General features: G+C 63.7%; 14 protein-coding genes. 9 read left to right on the top strand and 5 right to left on the bottom strand.

The annotated features are described in order from the left end of the window. Positions 1–208: 208 nt before the first annotated feature. Positions 209–715: a DUF2004 domain-containing protein gene (locus J2805_RS08135; RefSeq protein WP_309974822.1), complete on the bottom strand. Its 507-nt coding sequence runs from the start codon at positions 713–715 to the stop codon at positions 209–211. Positions 716–814: 99 nt separating this feature from the next. Here J2805_RS08135 and J2805_RS08130 point away from each other — a divergent pair, with 99 nt between their 5' ends. Beyond that, the gene (locus J2805_RS08130) at positions 815–2,209 is read left to right on the top strand and encodes an aldehyde dehydrogenase family protein (RefSeq protein WP_309974820.1); all 1,395 of its coding nucleotides are present in this window, start codon (positions 815–817) and stop codon (positions 2,207–2,209) included. 2 nt (positions 2,210–2,211) lie between these two features. On the opposite strand, the gene J2805_RS08125 is transcribed toward J2805_RS08130, so the two are convergent. Further along, positions 2,212–3,126, bottom strand: coding sequence for a LysR family transcriptional regulator (locus J2805_RS08125; protein ID WP_309974818.1), 915 nt, complete (start codon positions 3,124–3,126; stop codon positions 2,212–2,214). 210 nt (positions 3,127–3,336) lie between these two features. On the opposite strand from J2805_RS08125, the gene J2805_RS08120 reads away from it, so the two are divergent. The 7 genes from J2805_RS08120 to nrdF all read left to right on the top strand — a co-directional run bounded on the left by J2805_RS08120 (position 3,337) and on the right by nrdF (position 11,756). Further along, on the top strand, positions 3,337–4,707 hold the full coding sequence (locus tag J2805_RS08120) for an NAD(P)/FAD-dependent oxidoreductase (RefSeq protein WP_309974815.1): 1,371 nt from the start codon (positions 3,337–3,339) through the stop codon (positions 4,705–4,707). Further along, positions 4,707–5,438 carry a DUF1365 domain-containing protein gene (locus J2805_RS08115; protein WP_309974812.1) on the top strand — a complete coding sequence of 244 codons (732 nt, stop codon included), beginning with the start codon at positions 4,707–4,709 and terminating at the stop codon, positions 5,436–5,438. The genes J2805_RS08120 and J2805_RS08115 overlap by 1 nt, the downstream gene beginning before the upstream one ends. Next, a complete protein-coding gene (locus J2805_RS08110; RefSeq protein WP_396134255.1) occupies positions 5,435–6,856 on the top strand; it encodes a class I SAM-dependent methyltransferase in 1,422 nt (473 codons plus the stop codon). Before J2805_RS08115 ends, J2805_RS08110 begins: the two co-directional genes overlap by 4 nt. Before the next feature lie 451 nt (positions 6,857–7,307). After that, the gene (gene nrdH, locus J2805_RS08105) at positions 7,308–7,553 is read left to right on the top strand and encodes a glutaredoxin-like protein NrdH (protein ID WP_104173085.1); all 246 of its coding nucleotides are present in this window, start codon (positions 7,308–7,310) and stop codon (positions 7,551–7,553) included. A 39-nt stretch (positions 7,554–7,592) separates the two neighbouring features. Then, entirely contained in the window at positions 7,593–8,066 is a 474-nt protein-coding gene (nrdI, locus tag J2805_RS08100) for a class Ib ribonucleoside-diphosphate reductase assembly flavoprotein NrdI (RefSeq protein WP_309974806.1), read from the top strand. Between the two features lie 2 nt (positions 8,067–8,068). Further along, the gene (gene nrdE / locus J2805_RS08095; protein WP_309974803.1) at positions 8,069–10,213 is read left to right on the top strand and encodes a class 1b ribonucleoside-diphosphate reductase subunit alpha; all 2,145 of its coding nucleotides are present in this window, start codon (positions 8,069–8,071) and stop codon (positions 10,211–10,213) included. A gap of 568 nt (positions 10,214–10,781) precedes the next feature. Further along, entirely contained in the window at positions 10,782–11,756 is a 975-nt protein-coding gene (nrdF, locus tag J2805_RS08090; RefSeq protein ID WP_309974800.1) for a class 1b ribonucleoside-diphosphate reductase subunit beta, read from the top strand. 149 nt (positions 11,757–11,905) lie between these two features. On the opposite strand, the gene J2805_RS08085 is transcribed toward nrdF, so the two are convergent. After that, complete coding sequence (locus J2805_RS08085) at positions 11,906–12,694, bottom strand: SDR family NAD(P)-dependent oxidoreductase (protein ID WP_309974797.1); 789 nt, start codon at positions 12,692–12,694, stop codon at positions 11,906–11,908. A 102-nt stretch (positions 12,695–12,796) separates the two neighbouring features. Here J2805_RS08085 and J2805_RS08080 point away from each other — a divergent pair, with 102 nt between their 5' ends. After that, positions 12,797–13,438, top strand: a complete 642-nt coding sequence (locus J2805_RS08080; RefSeq protein ID WP_309974795.1) for a TetR/AcrR family transcriptional regulator — start codon at positions 12,797–12,799, stop codon at positions 13,436–13,438. On the opposite strand, the gene J2805_RS08075 is transcribed toward J2805_RS08080, so the two are convergent. Then, a complete protein-coding gene (locus J2805_RS08075; RefSeq protein ID WP_309974792.1) occupies positions 13,431–14,570 on the bottom strand; it encodes an amidohydrolase family protein in 1,140 nt (379 codons plus the stop codon). The genes J2805_RS08080 and J2805_RS08075 overlap by 8 nt on opposite strands. Beyond that, entirely contained in the window at positions 14,570–15,934 is a 1,365-nt protein-coding gene (locus J2805_RS08070) for a glutamine synthetase family protein (protein WP_309974789.1), read from the bottom strand. Before J2805_RS08070 ends, J2805_RS08075 begins: the two co-directional genes overlap by 1 nt. Positions 15,935–15,950: the final 16 nt, after the last annotated feature.

Here is a 15,950-nt window from a genome sequence, read left to right as displayed (position 1 = left end):
GCGTTTAGTGCCGCCCCGCCCCCGCCGCCCGCCCCCCCCGGGGGGGCCGGCGCCGCGGGGCCCTCCCCCCAAATACAAAACCCCACCCCCACCGGGGGGGGGGCTCAACCCTTGGTCCCCCGCCCGCCGTCGTACTTTTCCATCGAGTGCTCCGTAGGCGCCCTTTTCAGCGGTCAAAAGGGCCGTTACGGAGCAATCGATTCAGGATTCAGGACTCCCAGACGATTTCGTCGTCCACCACGCCGTCCTCGTCAGCGGACGCAACCAGCACTTCGTCGGTGAAGTGTTCGCCCAGCGTGAAGTCGAGGACAAAGTAGCGTTCCGGCTGGCCGGGGTAGATGCCCACATGGCCAAGTTTCAGGGCCTTCAGGAACACGGCGTTGGTCAGCTGGCTCCTGTCCTCCACGCCGAACACCTTCCTGAGGTGCTCGTCCTTGATGGCATTGCAGTGGAAGTGGCGGTACTCCTGCGGGCTGGTGCCTTCCTGGTCCAGCTCCTCGGCGATCATGTCCCGCACCTGGTCCACCAGCTCGGGCAGGTACCGCAGCCGGTAGTCCACCTTGTGCATCGCCGCCTCGTCGAAGTGGTCATGCGCGTTGATGTTCAGGTCCAGCTCAACCGGCTGGCCGGCCAGCTCATGTTTGGCGGCGATGTTATGGTCCCGGCCGTGGTTGAGCTCGATCTCTCCAAAGTGCCGGCTGAGTACCTTGTTCATATCTTCAACATAGACCCGAAAAGCGGAGCATTCCAGCATCGGGGATTTTTTATCTGGGACAGTCCCCGGGCGGGGTCCCCGCGCGGGTACATTGATCGGATGCACACCGCTGCCGCCGCCGTCGCCAGATCCCGCCAGCTTTTCGACGGCGGGACCACCCGTCCGCTGGCCTGGCGCCTGGAACAGCTGCGGAATCTGCGCAGGATGCTGACTGACCGCGGTGAGGATTTTGCCGTCGCGCTGCGCAGCGACCTGGGCAAGCACCGGAGCGAATCGCAGCTGACCGAAATCGGCTACGTCACCGCCGAAGCCGCCCACCTCGAGCGCCACCTGGCCGCCTGGCTGCGGCCCCGCCGGGTCGATGTGCCGGTCGCCGTGCAGCCGGCCAAGGCATGGACCGAGCTGACTCCGCTCGGAGTTGTGCTGGTCATCGGCCCCTGGAACTACCCGGTCCAGCTGACCCTCGCGCCGCTGGCGGGAGCCCTTGCCGCGGGCAACACCGTGGTCCTCAAACCGAGCGAGCATGCCCCGGCCACATCCGCCGCCCTGGCCCGCTGGGTGCCCGAGTACCTGGGTGGCGCCGCCGAGGTGGTGGCCGGAGGCATCCCGGAAACCACGGCCCTGCTCGCGGAACGTTTCGACCACATTTTCTTCACCGGCGGGCAAAACGCCGCCCGCGCGGTCATGCGGGCGGCGGCCGAACACCTGACGCCGGTAACCCTGGAACTGGGAGGCCGGTGCCCGGCCTATGTCGACGGCACCACTGACCTGGCGACCACCGCCAGGCGAATCGCCTGGGGCCGGTTCGTGAACGCCGGGCAGACGTGCGTAGCGCCTGACCATGTGCTGGCCACGCCCGAGGTGCTGGACGCCCTCGAACCGCAGCTGGTCCAGACCATCACCTCAATGTTCGGGACGGACCCGTCGGCCAGCGGCTCCTATGGCCGGATCGTTGACCACCGGCACTTCGACCGGCTGGCGGAACTGGCTGACGGAAGTACGGTGGTCCACGGCGGCCAGCGGGACCGGGCCAGCCGGTATTTTGCGCCGACGCTGCTGCGCCCCCGGCCCGGCGATGCGGTCCTCGGCGAGGAAATCTTCGGCCCGCTGCTCCCGCTGGTACCCGTCACCGGAAGGGACGAGGCCATCAGCATGATCAATGCCGGTCCCAAGCCCCTCGCCGTCTATGTATTCAGCGGCGATGACAACGTCCGCGGATCCTTTACGGAGAAGACGTCCTCCGGTGCCCTGGCTTTCGGGGCGCCGGCGGCGCACGCCGCTGTCCCGGGGCTCCCGTTCGGCGGGGTCGGCGCAAGCGGCATGGGGGCCTACCACGGCGAACATTCCGTGCGGACGTTCTCCCACGAGCGGGCCACCCTTGACAAACCGATGTGGCCGGACACCATTGGGCTGGCCTATCCGCCGTACGGCATGGCTAAGGACAAGCTGGTGACCGCGCTCCTGTCCCTAGCCGTCCGCTCCCGGGGCCGCTAATCCTATCGGCTGGCGCCCAGGCTGTGCAGGGTATCGGCCAGGAGTTCGACGAACAGCTGGACCCTGGCAGTCTGCTTGTCATTGATCAGCAGGGCGAAGACGTTCCTGGCCAGCCTGATCTCCGGAACGTCAAGGACCACCACCCCCGCAGGCCGGTGCAGCAGGGCAAGTTCGGGAACCAGCGCGGCGCCGAGCCCAGCGGCGGTCATTTCAAGGCTGGCATGGAAGTCATCGCTGTAGGCAACGACCCTCGGGTGCAGATTGCAGCTGGCGAACAGCCGCTCAATCACCGTCGCGTCGCTGGTGCCCGGGTGATGGACTATCCACGGCATATCCGACAGATGATCCGCCGCCACCTTGGCCTCGGCGCGGAAACCCCAGGCCGCGGGCAGCACCACGCGGAAGTTGTCGTCGCCGATCCACTGGCGGTTCACGGTGTGGGGCCACGCGAGCCCGGACTGGCCCACCTGGTAGACCAGGGCAACATCCAACTCGCCCCCGGTGCGCAGGCCCTGGATTGTCTGCGCCGGCTCGGCCACGGAGACCCGGAGGTCGATGCCGAGCTTCTTCCATGCAGGGTTCCGCAGGATCAGCGGCAGGACGTAGGTGGCCAGGCTGGGAAAGATGCCCAGCCTAAGCTCCTGGCTGGTGGCATCGTGGGTCCTGGACGCCGCCGCCATGAGGGCCTCGATGTCCGTCAGGACCTTGGCGGCATGCCTGGTCATCACCAGGGCGGCTTCGGTGGGGTGGATGCTCCGGGCCGAGCGCTGGAAGAGATCCACACCGGTATCGCGCTCCAGCGCTGACATCTGCTGGGAGACGGCGGAGGCCGTGTAGCCGAGCCGGCTGGCCGCCGCTGCAAATGAGCCCAGCCGGGTGACCTCCACCAGCGTCCGCAAATGAACAGGGTTGATCAATTGTTGCCCTTCGCCTTCGGAAATCCCGCTTCATTGTGGCATACCCGCCCGGAGGCCCCGGAACCCGCCGTCCCGGGGCCGTGTCCGTGGCGGAGAACCGCGTTAAAGCACCCGGCCGGAATTAGTACTCATCCGGGAGCCCATCGGTGACGAATTGAACATAAGACGATCCATCAGGATGATGCAGGCCGAGCCAACAGGAGCAGATCAGTGTCGCATGCAGCAACGATTCCGGACGGCCGGCGGGTAGCCGTCATTGGCAGCGGCGTGGCGGGACTGACCGCGGCCTATGTCCTGAACCAGCGGGACAGCGTGACTCTATTCGAGGGGGACTCCCGGCTGGGCGGACATGCCCACACCCACGACGTGAAGCAGTCGGACGGCCCGGACCTCAGCGTGGACACAGGCTTCATCGTGCACAACGAACGCACCTACCCCACTCTGCTGCGGCTCTTCGCTGAGCTGGGCGTTGAGACGCAGGACTCCGAGATGAGCATGTCCGTCCGCTGCGACGGATGCGGACTGGAATATGCCGGTGCCCGTGCCAAGGGCCGGGGCATCATTCCCCGGCCCTCCACCCTGCTGCGCGGACGATACCTGCTGATGCTGCTGGAAGTGACTCGGTTCCATCGCCGCGCCCGCGCCCTGCTGGCCAAGGAACAATCAGCCGCAGGCAGCAGCACGGGTGCCGGTGCGGACGGCATGACGCTGGCAGATTTCCTGGCCCGGGAGAAATTCAGCCGCTATTTCGTTTCGCACTTCATGACCCCCGTGGTCAGCGCGGTGTGGTCCTGCGATCCCGCCACCGCGCTGGCTTACCCGGCACGCTACCTGTTTACCTTCCTCGCCCACCACGGCCTTCTGGGTGTTACGGGCTCGCCGCAGTGGCGGACCGTGACCGGCGGGTCGCGTGCCTACGTGGATAAGTTGGCCGCCACGCTCCCGGACGTCCGGCTCGCCACGCCGGTCACCTCCGTTCGCCGCCATGCGGAGGGGGTCGACGTGACCACCCCGCACGGCCGGGAGAGCTTCGACGCCCTCGTGATCGCCACCCATCCCGGGCAGGCGCTGCAGATGCTCGCCGACGCCTCCGCGGCTGAGAGAGACGCGCTGGGGAACATGCCCTACTCCGTCAACCAGACTGTGTTCCACCGCGACGAGGCTGTCCTGCCGTCCAGCGGCAATGCCAAGGCGTCCTGGAACTACCGGCTGCCGTCCTGCGACGCCCGGCCGGATAAGGTCCTGGTCAGCTACGACATGACGCGCCTGCAGCGGCTCGCCCCTGCCGACGGCGGACGCTACATCGTGAGCCTGGGGGAGTCCGAGCTCATCGCCGACGCGACCGTCCTGGACCGGATGGTTTACGAGCATCCGCAATACACGCCCGAGTCGCTGCGGGCCCAGCAGCAGATCCTGGCCCTGGGGGACGGGCGCCTGGCCTTCGCCGGCGCCTACCACGGCTGGGGTTTCCACGAGGACGGCGCACTCTCCGGAGTCAAAGCTGCAGCCCGGCTCGGACGTAGCTGGGAGCAGCCGGCCGCGGCGGCACCACTTGAGGGTGCCGCCGCGGAGGGAGCCTGATGACTACCCGGGCGGCCATCTACCGCACCTCCATCGCCCACGTCCGCCGCACGCCACTGCACAATGCGTTCACGTACCGCAGCTACAGCTGGTACGTCGACGTCGACCGTCTCCCGTCAGTGCCCTGGCCGCTCCGGCCGCTGGCGGATTTCCGCGTCTCGGACCACCTTGGGGACCCGGAAGGCTCGTTCCGGGGCAACGTGGAACGGTTCCTGCGAACCCGGGGGATAGAACCCGACGGCGGCAGGATCACCATGCTGGCCAGTGCACGGGTGTTGGGCCACGTCTTCAACCCCCTCAGCCTGTTCTGGTGCCACGACACTGCAGGGAACCTGCGCTGCGTCGTCGCCGAAGTGCACAACACCTACGGTGAGCGGCACTGCTACCTGCTTGAAACGGACGACGCCGGCCGGGCCAGTGTTCCGAAGGCGTTCTATGTGTCGCCGTTCAACGACGTCGAAGGCCAGTACCGGATGAAACTGCCGGAACCGGGGGAACGGCTCGCAGTTTCCATCGTGCTGGAGCGCGAAGGGCACAAGCCTTTCATTGCCACCGTTGACGGCGAACGCCGTGAGGCTTCCGTTCCGAACATCCTCGCCGCCGCGCTCGCCGTTCCGCTGGCACCGCTGCGCGTCTCGGCGCAGATCCGGTGGCAGGGCATCAAGCTTTGGGCGCGCCGGCTGCCCCTCATCAAACGACCACACCACCCCTCACAGGAGGCAGTTCAGTGACCATGACCGAAACGACCGGATCCGCCGCAGGACAGCCTGCGAACCAGGGTTTCACCAAGGCCCGGACCGGCCTCGCCCCCGACAGCACTCTTCCCTATACCGTTCCCCAACCGCCTGCCGTTATCGACGCGGAAGTGTGGCCGAGCATCGCCACGGTACCCACGAGCCTCAAGGTGCTGGTGGCCGGCCGGGCCGCCGATGCCATCTTCAAAGCCGCTGTGCGGAGGCTTCCGCTCGAAGTCCGCTACCCGGACGGGACAGTCCTTGGCAGGGCAGCCGTGCCCGGCCAGACCTACCCGGTCATGACCATGAACCGCCCGGAGGCCTTTGCTGCCCGGCTTGGCGACGGCGGACTGATCGGTCTGGGGGAGTCCTACATGGCAGGAGACTGGGACGCCGACGACCTCACCGCGGTCATGGAGGTCTTCGCAGCGCGCGTCGGGACGCTCGTGCCGGAGCCGCTGCAGAAACTGCGGGCGCTCTACCTCCCACGCCAGCCCCGCCGGGAACGCAACACCGAACAGAACACCCGCTCGAACATCTCCCGGCACTATGACCTCTCCAATGAGCTGTTTGCCTCTTTCCTGGACAGCACCATGACGTACTCCAGCGCACTCTTTCCGGAAAGCGGCGACGCCCTGCGAACGGTTGCCTGGGACGGCTTCGCCGCCGCGCAGCAGGCGAAGATCGACCGGCTGCTGGACAAAGCCGGCGTCGGGCAAGGGACGCGGGTCCTGGAAATCGGCACCGGCTGGGGCGAACTCGCCCTTCGGGCGGCTGCACGCGGCGCCACCGTCTACTCCGTCACGTTGTCCAGCGAACAGCAGGAACTCGCCCGCCAGCGCGTGGCGCAGGCCGGCTACGCGGACTCCGTCACCATCGAGCTCAAGGACTACCGGGCAGTGGAAGGCGAGTACGACGCCGTCGTGTCGGTCGAAATGATCGAGGCCGTCGGCTACGAGTACTGGGCCACGTACTTCCAGACGATTGAGCGCGTCCTTGCCCCCGGCGGCAAGGTGGCCATCCAGGCCATCACCATCGCCCACGACCGGCTGATCGCCACCCGGACAAGCTACACCTGGGTGCATAAGTACATCTTCCCCGGCGGTGTCATCCCGTCCGTCCGGGCCATCGAGGAGATCACCGAGAAGCAGACCGGGCTCCGTGTCCGCGAACGCCTGGCCATGGGCGACCACTACGCACAGACCCTGCGCCTGTGGGAGGAGCGGTTCATGTCCCGCGCCGAGGAGGTGGCGGCCATGGGCTTCGACGCGGTCTTCCAACGGATGTGGCTCTTCTACCTGTGCTATTGCCGGGCCGGCTTCGAGACGGGATACCTGGACGTCCAGCAGATTGTCCTGGACCACGCAGCGTCCAGGCGTGCTGCCGACTGTGCCCCCGCCAGCCCGCGACCGTAGGTCCGCGCAATCTAGTTCCCTTCATCACATCAGGGGCCCTGAAGAAGCGTTCAGGGCCCCTTCCGTGTGCCCCGCGACACGCATTCGGCACCGCCGCGACACGCCGTCCACCACACGACACGCAGGGGATTAAATGTGGCTAAGTACTCCACAGGGTGTGGATTTCGTCCGCGAAAACAGCAGAAACACGGACATTTTTCAACCCATGGCCTGTGGATTAACGGTGCATTAAATGACATACTTGTAATACATCATCTTGGGGTTCGTTCGAGGCGCTTGCACTACATGTAGTATCGACATACAGATTGACCGGGGCATCTGCGTCAGACAACAACATGCATATAGGCTGCCTGGGCAGCCACCGGCGAGACCAGTATTCGGACATGGATTCCAGTTCGGCAGGGCTCGCGGAAAACGAAGAGCAATGACTTCAACAAAGGGGACAGGGACCATGACCGTAACGGTTTACACGAAGCCGGCCTGTGTTCAGTGCAACGCAACCTACCGTGCACTGGACAAGAAGGGCATCACCTACCAGAGCGTCGACATCTCGCAGGATGCGGATGCACTCGAGCGCCTCAAGGCCCTGGGCTACATGCAGGCTCCCGTTGTGGTCACCGAACAGGACCACTGGTCCGGATTCCGTCCGGACAAGATCGAGGAACTGGCACTGGCTGCCGCCTCCTCCGTGGCGTAGGGCAATCTTCCCACCAACAACACAGGCGAGGTGACTCCCGTGGCAGCACTGGCATTGGCCGATGCTCCCCTTGGAGCTCAGGCCGTCAACACGACCCAAAGCCAACTCATCTATTTTTCCTCGGCATCCGAGAACACCCGGCGCTTCATTGAGAAGCTCGGCCGGGACGCAGCCCGGATTCCCCTGCATCAGCGTGAAACTGAGCTTGTCGCCACTGCGCCCTTCGTCCTGGTGGTTCCCACCTACGGCGGGACCGGCGGCGAAGGCTCAGTGCCGAAACAGGTGATCCGGTTCCTCAACAACCCGCAGAACAGAAAACTGATCCGCGGGGTGATCGGCGCAGGAAACACAAATTTTGGGGACAACTTCTGCATGGCCGGCGACATCATCGCCTTCAAATGCCAGATACCGCACCTCTACCGCTTCGAACTCATGGGGACGCCTGACGACGTCCGCCTGGTAAATCAAGGATTGGACAAGTTTTGGACACTACTGTCTCAGACACAGAAGTAACCATGCCCGCCGCAGAGAAGCCCCCGCTGCCTGCTGCCTACAAGGGCCTGGGTTACCACGAGCTGAACGCCATGCTGAACCTGTATGGACCGAACGGCGAGATCCAGTTCGAGGCGGACCGCGAGGCCGCGCACCAGTACTTCCTGCAGCACGTTAACAACAACACCGTGTTCTTCCACGACCTGGAAGAGAAGCTCGACTACCTCGTGAAGAACCAGTACTACGAGCGCGAGACCCTCGACCAGTACACGATGAACTTCATCCGCGAGCTCTACAACCGCGCATACAAGAAGAAGTTCCGCTTCGAAACCTTCCTGGGTGCCTTCAAGTTCTACACGTCCTACACGCTCAAGACGTTTGACGGCAAGCGCTTCCTGGAGCGCTACGAGGACCGCGTCTGCATGGTGGCGCTGCACCTGGCCCGCGGCGACGAGCAGCTCGCCCTGCAGATGGTGGACGAGATCATCGAGGGCCGCTTCCAGCCGGCCACGCCCACGTTCCTGAACGCCGGCAAGCGCCAGCGCGGCGAGCTGGTCTCCTGCTTCCTGCTCCGCATCGAAGACAACATGGAGTCGATCGGCCGCTCCATCAACTCCGCCCTGCAGCTGTCCAAGCGCGGCGGCGGCGTGGCGTTCGCGCTCACCAACATCCGCGAAGTCGGTGCCCCGATCAAGCAGATCGAAAACCAGTCCTCCGGCGTCATCCCCGTGATGAAGCTCCTCGAGGACAGCTTCTCCTACGCCAACCAGCTCGGTGCCCGCCAGGGTGCCGGCGCCGTGTACCTGCACGCCCACCACCCGGACATCTACCGGTTCCTGGACACCAAGCGGGAAAACGCGGACGAGAAGATCCGCATCAAGACCCTTTCACTCGGCGTCGTGATCCCGGACATCACCTTCGAGCTGGCCAAGCGCGACGAGGACATGTACCTGTTCTCCCCGTACGACGTCGAACGCGTCTACGGCATGCCGTTCTCCGACGTCTCGGTCACCGAGAAGTACTACGAGATGGTGGACGACTCCCGGATCAAGAAGACCAAGATCAAGGCGCGCGAGTTCTTCCAGACTCTCGCCGAGATCCAGTTCGAATCCGGCTACCCGTACATCATGTTCGAGGACACCGTGAACCGGGCCAACCCGATCGACGGCAAGATCATCATGTCCAACCTGTGCTCGGAGATCCTCCAGGTTTCGCAGCCCACGACGTACCACGATGACCTCTCCTACGACGAGACCGGAAAGGACATCTCCTGCAACCTGGGCTCGCTGAACATCGCGAAGACCATGGATTCGCCGGACTTCGGGCTGACCATCGAGACGGCCATCCGTTCACTCTCGGCCGTGTCCGACATGTCCAACATCACTTCGGTACCGTCCATCGCGAAGGGCAACGACCAGAGCCACGCCATCGGCCTGGGCCAGATGAACCTGCACGGGTACCTGGCCCGCGAGCGGGTCCACTACGGTTCCGAAGAGGGCCTGGACTTCACCAACATCTACTTCTACTCGGTGGTGTTCCACGCGGTCCGCGCCTCCAACCTGCTGGCTATCCAGACGGGTCAGACCTTCGGCGGGTTCGAGAAGTCCAAGTATGCGTCGGGCGAGTTCTTCGACAAGTACACGGAGCAGGAATGGGTGCCGCAGACCGCGAAGGTAGCGGAGCTGTTCAAGAACATCCACATCCCCACACAGGATGACTGGCGCGAGCTGAAGGCTTCCGTCATGGAGCACGGCATCTACAACCAGAACCTGCAGGCCGTTCCGCCGACGGGCTCGATCAGCTACATCAACAACTCCACCTCCTCGATTCACCCGGTGGCGTCCAAGATCGAAATCCGCAAGGAAGGCAAGCTGGGCCGCGTGTACTACCCGGCGCCGTACCTGACGAACGACAACCTGGAGTACTACCAGGACGCGTACGAGATCGGCTACGAGAAGGTCATCGACACCTACGCCGCAGCCACCCAGCACGTGGACCAGGGCCTGTCCCTGACGCTGTTCTTCAAGGACACCGCCACCACGCGCGACATCAACAAGGCCCAGATCTACGCCTGGAAAAAGGGCATCAAGACCATCTACTACATCCGTCTCCGCCAGCTCGCGCTGGAAGGGACCGAGGTTGAGGGCTGCGTCAGCTGCATGCTGTAGCAACCGCCACCGGTTGAGTACGACGGCGGGCGCCCGCCCGCCGTCGTCACTCCAAATGGCTTCGGCTGGGAAACAGAAATAGGGCCGGATGTTGGAGCATCCGGCCCTAAATAATTCTGACTCCGCAGTCGGACAAAGGTCCGGTGCAAAGTTTCTAGCTAATGAATACAGAGACTGTAGCACGATTTCGGAGACGCCATCAGCCAGATGGCGGGTGGACCCGTAGGACGTGATCACGCCACTAGATACGGCATTAGCTCCACCGAAAGGAGTCTGGTTCGATGAGCTACGACTCTTGTCAGGATCCTCGTTCGGAACGCCGCAAGGCGGACGGCGACGAGAATTCTGACGATGGATGTATGACCTGCGGCGGGCCCGAACCCTGCTTGCGGTCTTACCACTAGGATCACTGAATTAGAGGAGGACCGGGGCTAGAGCAGGCCAGCATGATTGGTGAACTCGGGCTCCGGTCCCAAAAACAGTCGCAGAAGGCATGAGTACGGCGGCGGGTGGCGATTCCCCGTCGTAGGCTTAACGTAAACAAGAACCCAACTTTTTAGGGGATGACATGACCGAAAAGGTCAAGCTGCTTAGCCACGTCGAGGCGATCAACTGGAACCGCATCCAGGACGACAAGGACGTGGATGTCTGGAACCGCCTGGTCAACAACTTCTGGCTGCCGGAGAAAGTGCCGCTGTCCAACGACGTTCAGTCGTGGGCAACGCTGACCCCGGACGAGCAGCAGCTCACCATGCGCGTCTTCACGGGCCTGACCCTCCTGGACACCATCCAGGGCACGGTCGGCGCAGTTTCCTTGATTCCGGACGCCCTCACCCCGCATGAGGAGGCCGTCTACACGAACATCGCCTTCATGGAGTCCGTGCACGCGAAGAGCTACTCCTCGATCTTCTCCACACTGGCCTCCACCAAGGAGATCGACGAGGCATTCCGCTGGTCCACCGAGAACGAGAACCTTCAGAAGAAGGCCCAGATCGTCATGGACTACTACCAGGGCGACGATCCCCTGAAGCGCAAGGTGGCCTCCACGCTGCTGGAGAGCTTCCTGTTCTACTCCGGCTTCTACCTGCCGATGTATTGGTCCTCACGGGCCAAGCTGACGAACACGGCCGACCTGATCCGCCTGATCATTCGTGACGAAGCTGTGCACGGCTACTACATCGGCTACAAGTTCCAGAAGGGACTGGAGAAGGTCTCCGAGGAGAAGCGCCAGGAGATCAAGGACTACACCTTCGAACTGCTCTTCGAGCTCTACGAGAATGAAGTCCAGTACACGCACGACCTCTACGACTCCGTTGGCCTGGCCGAGGACGTCAAGAAGTTCCTGCACTACAACGCCAATAAGGCGCTCATGAACCTGGGCTACGAAGCCATGTTCCCGGCCTCCGTCACCGACGTGAACCCGGCCATCCTGTCGGCGCTGTCCCCGAATGCTGACGAGAACCACGACTTCTTCTCGGGCTCGGGTTCGTCGTACGTCATCGGCAAGGCTGTCAACACCGAGGATGATGACTGGGACTTCTAGTCTCCTTCCATGCCAAAGCTGGCCCTGCACGGTACGTCGTGCGGGGCCAGCTCTGTTTAGCACCCAAAAGGTCGATCAGACACATTGCGGCACGAAGGCGTCCGGGCGCAAGTCATCCAGCCCCCGGACCGGAGCCGCCCCTCCAATCTTCAGTCCTGTACCGCTCGTCCGGCGATGGCGAGGGACAGGTGTCGGGGAAGGCGCTGGGCCATCCCGGCAAGCACCCGGTTTCCCCAGCCGGAGACGACGCTTACGGGTGTAGTGGGGCGATCAAGAGCGCGCAGGGCAGTGTCGATGACCTCGCTGGCGCTCTGCAGCCGGCCGACCGCTGCCGCCTGGCTCCCGAGTACATCGAAGAATTCAGTACGGGTGGCTCCCGGGCAGAGCGCGAACACCCGGAGGCCCGAGTCCTTCGTCTCGTGTGCCAACGCTTCCGTGAAGCTCAGGACGAAGGCCTTGCTTGCTCCGTAGACCGCCATTCCAGGCACCGGCTGAAATGCTGCAGTGCTGGCCACGTTGATGAGTGCGCCCTTTCCCGTGGAGAGCATCTCCGGGAGGAATGCCCGCGTGGTGTCGACGAGCGCAGCCACGTTCAGGGAAATCTCGGAGGCGATGACCGTAGGGTCCTCCTCGACCAACGGGCTGCGAGTGCCGAAACCCGCGTTGTTGATGAGGGTGTCGATGCGGATGCCCCGGTCCGTGAGCTCTTCGTGGATCTCGGCTCCGGCTCCCGGACGGCTCAGGTCCTTGGAGAGCGTCGTTACTGAAATGCCGTGGGCGTCGCGCAGCTTCCGGGCGACTTCCTCGAGCCTCTCGGTCCGCCGTGCGGTCAGCACAAGGTTGGCCCCGCGCGCTGCAAATCGTGCCGCAAACTCGGAACCGAGCCCGGAGCTCGCTCCTGTGATCAGTGCCGTGGTTCCGGTGTAGGTCATGGTCATATCGAATCCGTTCCGCCTCGCGGCTGTTTATGTAGCCAATGGCAACATAGTAGGCAGTGACACCATTGTTGTCAACGACTACATACTGGTTATACTGGTCGCATGACCGATCTGCCCTATCACCACGGCAAACTCCGCGAGGCGTTGCTCGCCCGCGCCACGGAAATTATCGAAGGCGTGGGGGTGGAAGGACTTTCGCTACGGCAACTCGCACGTGACCTGGGGGTTAGCCACGCGGCGCCGGGAAAGCACTTCCGTGACAAACAGGCGCTTCTCGATGGCCTTGCCCTTGACGGCTTCCGTAGCATGAACGCCCGGATAACGGCAGCATCTGAAGCTGATGGAGACCATCGTGCACGTTTTGTCCGGATCGCCCAGGCCTACGTGGACTTCGCGGTCTCCCATCCGGTCCTTTTGACCGTAATGCACTCAACCAAGCATCATCCTGATGCCAGCGATGAACTGCGGAACATCGGCGAAGACGGCATACGGATCGCAAGGGCACTCATCGCGGAGGCCCAGGATGCAGGGGAGTTGGCCTCGGGCGACGTCGAGAGTCTCGCGCTTGTATGCTTCGTCAGTCTTCATGGAGCGGCACTGCTGGCAGCGGGCAACCTCCTCGATGGAGCATCCGTGGACGACTTGACCTTCGCGACAACCGAGCTGCTGTGGGCAGGAATGGTCGCAGGCGTGCCCGCCCCCGCCGAAACTCGGGACGGGACTTCCGGTCGGCGGCTCAGGTGAGCGTGTACACCCGGCGGGCGTTGTCGTGTGCGGTCAGTTGCACAATCTTGCGGGCGTCGGCCTCTGAACAGTCGTCGTCGATCCATCCGCCGACTACTTTGGTGATCGCGTTGCGCCATAGTCTCGCTCCGAGGTAGTGAAGTTCGGCTGGGCCGAATGCGTCGGAGGAGTAGAGGATTTTCGTGAAGGGGGCCAGCTCGAGGGATCGGGCCACCAGGTCCGGGCTCCGTGACCCGGTGAAGTTCACGGCAAGGCCCACATCGAGATAGACGTTTTCAAAGGCATGGGCCAAATAGCCGGCCTCGCGCTCGAATGGATAGCAGTGGAGCAGCATGATCGGAGTGTCCCGGACTTCGGGTGCCCTGAGAAAGTCCAGGAGGTACAGGGGATTGGTTTTGTGGAGATCCAGGTCGCGATCGCCGAAACCGACATGGAACTGCAGTGGAAGCTTCATCGACACCGCCGTATGGATCCCGTGGGCAATGAGCGTCACGTCCGTGAGCTTCGCATTGGTGCCGGCGCGCAGGTCCTCCTGCCAACGGCGGGCGGCTTCAGTGACCGCAGCCGGGGCCGGTCGGCTGAGATTCCGGTCGAATCCTGCGCGGTAGGCGAGGACAGTTTTGACGCCCACAGCGCCTCGGGTGAGGTCGTGAAGCCGCTGACCGAACTCGTCGACATAATCTGCGGGATTGGCAATCTCCTGGATCAGCGACTCTGCGACCACTTCCAGGCGAACGATCTCGTGGATTCGCCCACCGGAGACGGCGGCCATTCCGGCCGGGCCGAAGTGGGCGTCGGATTTGAGTCCTGTATCGATAAGCCAGTCACTCACGCCGGCAGCGCGGGTCATGCGCCGACTGACCTCAAGTTCTCCGAGCTCGGAGCGCCGGCTCCAGTATTCCGCCGGTGAGGCGTGCCGTGGCAGATCAAGAATGGGGCTGCACCAGCGTCGGATGGCGAGCCCGATTTGCGTGTTGTAGGTGTCCTCGGGGTGGGCCAGCGGTTCGTTGTTCCCCTCATTGAGCGCGTTCTGAAAGCGAGCCTCATCACTGTCGGAGTGAAACGCACCATGCACGTGGTGATCGATCAGGCTGACTTGTTCTACAAAGTCCGGGAAGGCGCCGCCCGCCATTAGATCGACCAGGCAAGCCGAAAGCGCTGGGCAAGCTCATCCGGCGCGAGTTCCGCGAAGGCCCGCTGTTCATAGCGCCGGACGGCCACAGTGGCATCGACGATGGCATCTCCAAGAAGCCCCCGTGCCAGGCGTGACTTGTCCAGTGTGTCGATGATGGCGGTGGGGGAGTCGGAAAGCAGACGGACGTCGGCCCGGTGCCGTTCCTCTGCGGAGAGCCGTCCCGGGTCACCCGGGATCTCTGCCGGAAGCTTGCGCCCGCTGCGGATGCCGTCAAGGGCGAGTGCCAGGATGGCTGCGGAGGCCAAGTACACGTTTGCCGACGGGTCGATGATTTTCACCTCGACGTTGGCTCCGTGCGGATTGCTCTTGCCCTCGTTCAGAAAGCGCACTGACGCTTCCCGGTTTTCCAGACCCCAGCATAAGTAGGCGCCCGACCACGTGCCGGGTGCCAGCCGGCTTCCGGACAAAATTGACCCTGTGAGGAAACCCTGGATGTCGGGGAGTCCTGCGATTATGCCTCCGATGGCTGCTCCTCCCTCGCCGGAGATGCCGTGTGGTCCAGTGCCGGCGGAAAAAAGCGGCTGGCCGTTCTTTTGCAGCGAAAGATGCTGGTGGGCACCGTTTCCGACGGTGCCGGGAAAGGGCGTGGGGGAAAACGAGGCCTGCATGCCGTGGGCCCTGGCGACGATGCCAACAATGATCCTGGCAACGACCGCAGTGTCCGCTGCTTCAACGGGCGAGGCAGGGGGAAGGGAAAACTCGAACTGATTTCTGCCGTACTCGGCGTGGATCTGCTCCAGAGGAATGCCGGCCTGGTTCATCGCGGCAAGCAGGTCATCGAGGAAATCCGATCGATCCAGAAGGCCCGTTGCCCCATAGGGAACCCAGGGCGTGGTTTCCAGCGCTGAACCGTCCGGGGACGTGAGGAAGAATTCAAGTTCGTGGCCGACGAGTGCCTTGTATCCGGCCGTGCCCAGACGGCCGTCGACGTCGGAGAGAAGGCCGCGGGCGCAGGCCGGAGAGGCGGCTCCGTCTTGTTCGAAGAGGCTGGCCGGTGCCCACGCCCGGCGTCCTTGCAAAACACGGACTCCTGTGATGTCGATTTTGAGGCGCATATCACCTACGGGGGTGATGGTGTCCGTGAATGCTATCCCGCCGTCGATGGTGAAGACGTGCCACACGGGGGCAGCGCCCATCCCCGATTGGTTGAAGATTCCGAGCCGGGCCAACGGGACGCTCTTAGCCAGCGTGATTCCCGAAGCATTCACCACCGTGCCGATCACGGTACGGACGCCGGCCTCTTGGAGATCACTATGTGCCCTTGCCAAGGCGGATTCCTCGGCTGAGGTGATTTGAGTCATACGCCTATCATGCCCT

It is taken from the genome of Arthrobacter oryzae, from assembly GCF_031454875.1.
Classification (GTDB): domain Bacteria; phylum Actinomycetota; class Actinomycetes; order Actinomycetales; family Micrococcaceae; genus Arthrobacter; species Arthrobacter oryzae_D.
The sequence above is the reverse complement of the archived record's forward strand: the minus strand, read 5'-3'. Positions and strand labels throughout refer to the sequence as shown.

Bases quoted from the DNA above. Each gene is read 5' to 3' on its own strand.
- J2805_RS08135 (WP_309974822.1), bottom strand. From the start codon at position 715: ATGAACAAGGTACTCAGCCGGCACTTTGGAGAGATCGAGCTCAACCAC.
- J2805_RS08130 (WP_309974820.1), top strand. From the start codon at position 815: ATGCACACCGCTGCCGCCGCCGTCGCCAGATCCCGCCAGCTTTTCGAC.
- J2805_RS08115 (WP_309974812.1), top strand. From the start codon at position 4,707: ATGACTACCCGGGCGGCCATCTACCGCACCTCCATCGCCCACGTCCGC.
- nrdH (WP_104173085.1), top strand. From the start codon at position 7,308: ATGACCGTAACGGTTTACACGAAGCCGGCCTGTGTTCAGTGCAACGCA.
- nrdE (WP_309974803.1), top strand. From the start codon at position 8,069: ATGCCCGCCGCAGAGAAGCCCCCGCTGCCTGCTGCCTACAAGGGCCTG.
- nrdF (WP_309974800.1), top strand. From the start codon at position 10,782: ATGACCGAAAAGGTCAAGCTGCTTAGCCACGTCGAGGCGATCAACTGG.
- J2805_RS08085 (WP_309974797.1), bottom strand. From the start codon at position 12,694: ATGACCATGACCTACACCGGAACCACGGCACTGATCACAGGAGCGAGC.
- J2805_RS08080 (WP_309974795.1), top strand. From the start codon at position 12,797: ATGACCGATCTGCCCTATCACCACGGCAAACTCCGCGAGGCGTTGCTC.
- J2805_RS08075 (WP_309974792.1), bottom strand. From the start codon at position 14,570: ATGGCGGGCGGCGCCTTCCCGGACTTTGTAGAACAAGTCAGCCTGATC.
- J2805_RS08070 (WP_309974789.1), bottom strand. From the start codon at position 15,934: ATGACTCAAATCACCTCAGCCGAGGAATCCGCCTTGGCAAGGGCACAT.